Source organism: Frankia sp. CeRuru1, from assembly GCF_977966315.1.
The window spans coordinates 1-7,019 of sequence record NZ_CDWWEW010000269.1; the positions used below are offsets into that span (position 1 = coordinate 1).

Below are 7,019 nucleotides of genomic sequence, written 5' to 3' on the forward strand. Positions count from 1 at the left end.
GCATGCCGCCGTCGTCGCCAGAGGATTGGGCCGGACCTGCGTGTGCGGGGCCGAGGAGATCGAGGTCGATCCCGCCGGTCGCCGCCTCACCACCGGGCGGGGCGTGGTCGTGCGGGAGGGGGACATCCTCTCCATCGACGGGACCACCGGCGCGGTATACCCCGGTCCCGTACCGCTCGTCCCGTCACCGGTCGTCGAGTACTTCGAGGCCGGCCATCCCGACCATGCCGGCCATCCCGACCATGCCGGCCATTCCGGCCGCCTCGACCATCCCCGGCCGGGCGGGGACCTGGTCGCCGCCGTGGATCGGCTGATGCGGCACGCCGACCGGTCCCGCCGGCTGCGGGTCCGCGCGAATGCCGACACCGGGCCGGACGCCGCGCGGGCCCGCCGGTTCGGCGCCGCGGGTATCGGGCTGTGCCGCACCGAGCACATGTTCCTCGGGGACCGTCGTGCCCTGGTCGAGCAGATGATCCTCGCGGGAACGCCGGCCGAGCGGACCGAGGCGCTCAGCCGGCTGCTTCCCCCGCAACGGGAGGATTTCGTCGAGATCTTCACCGCGATGGACGGTCTGCCCGTCACGGTCCGGCTGCTCGATCCGCCGTTGCACGAGTTCCTCCCGGACCTCACCGAGCTGTCCGTGTCGATCGCCGCCGCGGACGCCGCCGGAAGCCCGGTCGACGACGCCGACCGGGCGAGGCTGGCGGTCCTGCGGGGCATGCACGAGACCAACCCGATGCTGGGTCGCCGCGGCGTCCGACTCGCTCTCACCGTCCCGGGGCTGGTGGAACTGCAGGCGCGGGCGATCGCCGAGGCGCTGGTGCGCTGCCGCCGCGTGGGCGGTGATCCCCGTCCCGAGATCATGATTCCGTTCATCTCCACCGCGGCGGAGCTGGATGCCGTCCGGGACCGGGTGCGCGGGGTACTGGCCGAGGTCGGCGCCGAGAGCGGCCTAGAGATCGACCTGCCGATCGGCACGATGATCGAGGTTCCGCGGGCGGCGCTCACCGCGGACCAGATCGCCCGCCGCGCCGAGTTCTTCTCGTTCGGCACCAACGACCTCACCCAGCTGCTCTGGGGTTTCTCCCGGGATGACGTCGAGGCATCGTTGCTGCCGCGCTATCTCGACCTCGGCATCCTGGCCGGGTCGCCGTTCGCGTCGGTGGACCGCGACGGGGTGGGCGCCCTGATGAGGACGGCGGTCCGGGCCGGGCGGGGCGCCTGGCCCGATCTCGGCCTCGGCGTCTGTGGCGAGCACGGCGGCGATCCCGATTCCGTGCACTTCTTCGCCGAACTCGAGCTCGACTACGTTTCCTGTTCGCCGTTCCGGGTGCCGGTGGCCCGGCTGGAGGCCGGGCGTGCCGCGGTTCTCGGCCGGTCGGTGGTCGGGTGAGTTTCCGCCCGGCCCGTTCCCTGCCCTTTCCGGGCTGGAATCCCGATCGGGGCTGGGCGGATGAACGGGGCAGTTGCCCTGTGATGTCGGTCGTGTGCCCATAGGGACGCTACTGTTCGTTCGCGTGGGCCTGTCCCGTCCTCGTCTCATCGTCAACCCGTTTCGCGCGATCTGGCACCGCGTGCCATGGTGGCGTTGGATGATGCGGGCGGTGGCGGCTGTCCTCCTCGGCATCATGGTTCTCGCCGTGGTGACGTTTCTGCAGGTCTGGTGGGTGGGCAGGGAGGATCATCGGCCCCGGTCCGACGTCCTCGTGGTGCTCGGTGCCTCGCAGTACGACGGGCGTCCCTCGGCGGTCCTCGCCGCTCGTCTCGACCACGTGCTGGAGCTCTACCGGGAGGGAGTCGCCCCTCAGGTGATCACGGTCGGTGGGAAGCAGCCGGGCGACCGTTACACCGAGGGCGAGGCCAGCGCGACCTATCTGCGGCAGCGGGGTATCCCCCCGAGCCGGGTGCTCGTCCTCCCCGAGGGTTCGAACACGCTCGGGTCGCTGACCGCCGTAGCCGGGTTGATGAACTCGCGGCACTGGCACACCGCCGTGCTGGTCACCGATCCCTGGCACAGCCTGCGTTCCCGGACGATGGCCCGTGACCTCGGTGTCGACGCCGTCACCTCCCCGGCCGACCGGGGGCCGGCCGTCCACGGCTTCGGCACGCAGGTCCGGTACATCATCCGCGAGGGGATTGGTTACCGGTGGTACCAGCTCTTCCGCCAGGCATCACCACCTTCGGCGACCACCCGGGCCGTCTGACACCGGGCCGTCTGACACCGGGTCGACGCTCGTCAGCAGCAGCGGATACGAACCCGTGACGCCTCTGACATATCAAGGCCCGCTTCGGCCCTCTTTGCCGTCGGCCGCCGCTGATACGGTTCGGATCGCCGGGTGAGGGGGTAGTGCGACACGTGGTAGTGAGGCAAAGCGGCGGAGTCGGCTGCCCGAGGCGCGAGAGAACCCTCCGGAGATTACCTTCCGGGTGTGGAACGACACTGTAAGGAGACTGGTGTGGCAACTCCCGTATCCGAGAGCACGGTCGGGACGGCCGATCTGGAGACGGTTCGGGAACTCGCGCAGCAGCTGCGGGTCGACTCGGTGCGCAGCAGCACCTCGGCGGGTTCCGGGCATCCCACCTCGTCGATGTCGGCCGCGGACGTGCTGGCGGTTCTCGTCGCGCGCCACCTTCGATACGACTGGGACAACCCGGCGGACCCGGCGAACGATCATCTGATCTTTTCGAAGGGGCACGCCTCCCCGCTGATCTACTCCATCTTCAAGGCGGTCGGGGTCGTCGGTGACGACGAGTTGATCAATGGTTACCGCCGTTTCGGCGAGCGGCTCCAGGGTCACCCGACGCCTGTCCTGCCGTGGGTCGACGTCGCGACCGGGTCGCTCGGGCAGGGCCTGCCCGACGGCGTGGGCGTCGCGCTCGCCGGTAAGTACCTGGACAAGGTGCCCTACCGAGTCTGGGTGATCTGCGGTGACAGCGAGATGGCGGAGGGCTCGGTCTGGGAGGCACTGGACAAGGCCTCCTACTACAACCTCTCCAACCTCATCGCGATCGTCGACGTCAACCGGCTCGGCCAGCGCGGCCCGACCGAGCTCGGCTGGGACCTCGACACCTACGCCAGGCGGGTGGAGTCCTTCGGCGCCCGCGCGGTCGTCGTCGACGGCCACGACATCGCCGCGATCGACGCGGTGCTCGCCGACGCCGAGGACGTCACCCGGCCGACCGTCATCCTCGCCCGCACCCGCAAGGGCGAGGGCTTCTCCGAGGCCGCGGACGTCGAGGGCTGGCATGGCAAGCCGTTCCCCGCCGACATGGCCGACCGCGCCATCGCCGAGCTCGGCGGCCTGCGTGACCTGCGGGTTCGCGGTCCGGTGCCGCCCGCGGACCTTCCCCGACCGGTGCCGGTCGAGCGGCCCGCCATCACGCTGCCCACCTACGATCTCGGCGCCAAGGTGGCGACTCGGCGCGCCTACGGCCAGGCGCTCGCCGCGCTCGGAGCCCGCACCGACGTGGTGGCGCTCGACGCGGAGGTCAGCAACTCGACCTACTCCGAGGACTTCGCCAAGATCTATCCGGACCGCTTCTTCGAGATCTTCATCGCCGAGCAGCAGCTCGTCGCGGCGGCGGTCGGGCTGTCGGTGCGTGGCTACGTGCCCTTCGCCTCCACGTTCGCGGCGTTCTTCTCCCGGGCCTACGACTTCATCCGGATGGCGGCGATCTCCCAGGCCGACATCCGGCTGTCCGGCAGCCACGCGGGAGTCGAGATCGGCGCCGACGGGCCGTCGCAGATGGCGCTCGAGGACCTCGCCATGATGCGGGCGGTCGGCGGCTCGACGGTGCTCTACCCGAGCGACGCGACGTCCGCCGCGAAGCTCGTCGAGGCGATGACGGATCTGCCCGGGGTCAGCTACCTGCGCACCACCCGTGGCGCCTACCCCGTGCTCTATGGCCCGGACGAGCCGTTTGCCCCCGGTGGTTCCAAGGTGCTCCGCCGATCGGACGCCGACACCGTCACGCTCATCGGTGCCGGTGTCACCCTGCACGAGTCGCTGGCCGCGGCGGGCACGCTCGCGGCCGAGGGGATCGCGGCCCGCGTGGTCGACCTGTATTCCGTGAAGCCGGTCGACGCGGCGACGCTCGCCGACGCCGCCCGGGCCACCGGCGGGCGCATCGTCGTCACCGAGGATCACTACCCGGAGGGCGGACTGGCCAGCGCGGTGCTGGAAGCGCTCAGCGACGGCAGCGTGCCGCTGTCGGTCCGCCATCTCGCGGTGCGGTCGCTGCCGGGTTCCGGGACGTCGCAGGAGCTCCTGGACGCGGCCGGCATCTCCGCGAAGCACATCGTCGAGGCTGCCCGCGGCCTGCTGCGCTGACCCGTCCAGGGCCAGCGGCCGGCCGGCGGGCGGGGGAAGGCACAAGGCTGGGACATCCGGCGGGACCGGGGGAGATCCCCCGGTCCCGCCTTCGTCGTTGTCGCATGCCTGACCAGGCGTGAGCATGAGCAGGATCGGTGGGGACGTCCGGCGACGGGTACCTCGCACCCGGTCAGGGCACCCGGTCAGGGCACCCGGTCGGGCCTGCGCCAACCCGTCGGGCCCGGTCCCGCGGGCCGTCCCTCAGTCGTCTCCGGCTGGGGCGGGTGCTCCACCGAAGGTCATGTCGACCAGGGTGAGGTAGAGCCGGTCCGGGCGTGGCAGAAACTTGATCTTGGAAAGTGCCTGGTCCTGGCCGGCGGACTCCACGACGAACTCGCCGTACCCGAGCAACCGGCCAAGCGGGTCCCGGTTGTACGTGAGATCCGTGATCTTGGACAGTGGCATCGTCTGGACCTTGCGGAAGAAGATCCCGGACACCTTCAGTAGCCGCTTGTCAGTGATCATAAGGTGCTCGAACTGCCAGTCGACGACCCCCCACAGCATCCTCAAGATCATGAAGAGGGCGAAGTACCACAGCAGCGTGGTGATGATGCCGGCGTCAACGTCCTGCGAGGCGAGCAGGATGTTCGCCACGAGCGCGAGCAGTACGGCCCCGATGGTCTGCAGGAAGACGGGTAGCAGGACCGCCCAGTGTGACCGCACCATCATCACCAGGCGTTCCTGGGACGCGAGGTACTTGGTGTCGCGCTGAGCCGGGTCCGGAAGCTGGAGTCTCACCACGCCCGCAGTGTCCCAGACATCAAGAGTGGCCGGGTAGCCATTACAGAGCGGTATCGGTTATGAACTGGGACACCCCGTTACCGATGGACTGCAGCCAGTCGAAGACGCGGTCGATGATACTGGCCGCGCTGTTGGGCGCGGTCACCACGAAGAAGATGAGGAACGCGATCGCCCCATATCTAATGATCTTGTCCACGGCGGGCCTCCGGGCCGATTCGGGGAAGGGTGCGCACAAAGTATCGCCGCTGAGCTCGACGGAGGTCGCAGAATCGCGCCGATACTCTCAAGCTCGTGGTCAGTGAGTGGTATGACACCTTGGACGCGGCCCGTCGGGTCGTGGAACGCCCGAAGGCCACACCGGCCCAGCGCCGTCCCTTCGCCCGGGACCGAGCCCGGGTGCTGCACTCCAGCGCGCTGCGCAGGCTGGCGGGAAAAACCCAGGTCGTGGGCCCGCTCGACGACGACTTCCCGCGTACCCGGCTGACCCACTCCCTGGAGACCGCCCAGGTGGGCCGGGAGCTCGCCGAGGAGCTGGGAGCGGACCCCGACCTGGTCGAGGCGGCGTGCCTCGCGCATGATCTGGGTCATCCCCCTTTCGGGCATAACGGCGAGCTGGCGCTTGACGAGGCCGCAGCCGCCTGCGGTGGCTTCGAGGGCAACGCCCAGAGCCTGCGCGAGCTGACCAGGCTCGAAGTCAAGATCGTCGACCGTGGCGGTCGCAGCGCGGGCCTGAACCTTACCCGGGCGACCCTGGACGCAGCGACGAAGTACCCGTGGCCGCGCCGCCCTGGGCCCCGGGCGGACAGCGCGAAGTTCGGCGCCTACGCCGACGACCTGTCCGTGCTCCGCTGGGTCCGGGAGGGCGCACCGGCCGGCCGGCGCTGTATCGAGACGCAGATCATGGACTGGGCGGACGACGTGGCCTATTCGGTGCACGACCTCGAGGACGGGGTCGTCGCCGGACACATCGATCTAGCCGCCCTCGACGATTCCGGCCGCCGGGCGGAGCTCGCCGCCGCGACCGCCGTCCGCTACCCGGGGCCGTCCGCCGAGGCGGTGGCGGCCGCCCTGGGCACCCTGCGGTGCCAGCCCTGGTGGGTCCGCTCCGAGATCACCTCGGCCCGGGGCCAGGCCGCCCTGCGGGCGATGACCAGCGAGCTCATCGCCCGGTTCGCGCACAGCGCGGTCCGTGCTACCCGGGCATGCCATCCCGACGGTCCGCTGCGGCGCTATGGCGCGGATCTGGTGGTGGATCCGGACACCGTGGCCGAGTGCACGGCGCTCAAGGGGGTCACCGCCTGGTATGTGATGGAGCGGCCGGGTGCCCGCGCCCGGCAGTCCCGGCAGCGGGAGGTGGTCGCGGAGCTCGTGGCGATGCTCTCCCGGGGCGCGCCGGACGTGCTCGAGCCGTCGTTGCGCGCGGCCTACCGCATGGCCGCCGACGATGCGGCACGGCTACGGGTCGTCATCGACCAGGTGGCGCGTCTGACCGACGCCAGCGCCGAGCGGCGGCATGCGCTGCTGTGTGGACGACCGGCGCCGTGGGTCCTGTGAGCCACGAGTCCGGTGTGCGGGGGTCCGGTGCGTGCCGGATCCGTGCGTGCCGGATCTGTGTGTGGTGGGTCCGGTGGGCGTCCGCCGCTGGCCCGATGACCCGACGGTGTTTCGGGTGTTCCCCCGTTCGGGGGGACGCCCGCTCCCTCGGCTGGGGGAGTGAGCCGGTGCGCGGCCCGCGGCCCGACGTCGCAGCTCGGCACGCACGTCACGGCCACTGTCCCCAACATTCACGTGGCATGATCGGTACTGTCGTGCTTACGACACGTACCATCGCAGCGGTAGGACCGATGTGAGGGCGCCGCGTCACTCGTCGACAGGGCGGGTGGGCCGGCGGGTGGTGTTCCTAGC

The 7,019-nt window shown here is 70.6% G+C and carries 6 protein-coding genes; 4 read left to right on the forward strand and 2 right to left on the reverse strand.

The window, feature by feature from the left end:
- From AC08OP_RS17490 to AC08OP_RS17500, 3 genes are all read left to right on the forward strand, one after another.
- Window positions 1–1,393 (forward strand): putative PEP-binding protein (locus AC08OP_RS17490; RefSeq protein WP_476615172.1); only part of this gene is annotated, 1,393 nt, incomplete at its 5' end.
- Window positions 1,394–1,517: 124 nt separating this feature from the next.
- Window positions 1,518–2,204, forward strand: coding sequence for a YdcF family protein (locus AC08OP_RS17495; protein ID WP_476615173.1), 687 nt, complete (start codon window positions 1,518–1,520; stop codon window positions 2,202–2,204).
- Between the two features lie 252 nt (window positions 2,205–2,456).
- A complete protein-coding gene (locus AC08OP_RS17500; RefSeq protein ID WP_476615174.1) occupies window positions 2,457–4,331 on the forward strand; it encodes a transketolase in 1,875 nt (624 codons plus the stop codon).
- Between the two features lie 243 nt (window positions 4,332–4,574).
- Here the strand turns inward: AC08OP_RS17500 and AC08OP_RS17505 are convergent, their stop codons facing one another.
- Together AC08OP_RS17505 and AC08OP_RS17510 are read right to left on the reverse strand one after the other, a co-directional pair.
- Window positions 4,575–5,114, reverse strand: coding sequence for a PH domain-containing protein (locus AC08OP_RS17505; RefSeq protein ID WP_462202797.1), 540 nt, complete (start codon window positions 5,112–5,114; stop codon window positions 4,575–4,577).
- A 40-nt stretch (window positions 5,115–5,154) separates the two neighbouring features.
- On the reverse strand, window positions 5,155–5,310 hold the full coding sequence (locus AC08OP_RS17510) for a hypothetical protein (protein ID WP_476615175.1): 156 nt from the start codon (window positions 5,308–5,310) through the stop codon (window positions 5,155–5,157).
- Window positions 5,311–5,405: 95 nt separating this feature from the next.
- Between AC08OP_RS17510 and AC08OP_RS17515 the strand changes: the two genes are divergently transcribed.
- Complete coding sequence (locus tag AC08OP_RS17515) at window positions 5,406–6,668, forward strand: deoxyguanosinetriphosphate triphosphohydrolase (protein ID WP_476615176.1); 1,263 nt, start codon at window positions 5,406–5,408, stop codon at window positions 6,666–6,668.
- Window positions 6,669–7,019 lie beyond the last annotated feature (351 nt).